The sequence below is a fragment of the Bacillus sp. GbtcB10 genome, assembly GCF_019091365.1.
GTDB classification, from domain to species: Bacteria; Bacillota; Bacilli; order Bacillales; family Bacillaceae; genus Bacillus; species Bacillus altitudinis.
The window spans coordinates 1-277 of the sequence record NZ_JAGXJP010000110.1; the positions used below are offsets into that span (position 1 = coordinate 1).

1 protein-coding gene is annotated in these 277 nt (G+C 50.2%); it reads right to left on the reverse strand.

Annotation, left to right across the window (positions count from 1 at the left end):
• A partial coding sequence (locus tag KVT11_RS19810) for a cytochrome c oxidase subunit 3 (RefSeq protein ID WP_217609141.1) occupies positions 1–277 on the reverse strand: 277 nt, incomplete at both ends.

A 277-nucleotide genomic window follows, 5' to 3' on the forward strand; every position in this document is an offset into this window, starting at 1 on the left:
GTAAGATGCCGGCAATCCAGAAGATACCGATCGTTACGTGCGTTCCGTGCGTTCCCAGAAGGACGAAGAATCCAGACCAGAAAGCACTTGTACCGAGAGATGCTCCTTCATGTACATAGTGGATGAACTCGTTAAGCTCACATCCGACGAAGCCCGCGCCGAGAAGAAGCGTAATGATCGTCCAAATGACGACGCCTTTTAAACTTCCGCGACGCATTTCATGAACAGCGATCCCGCAGGTGAAACTGCTGATCAGAAGCAGGAATGTCATGATCAT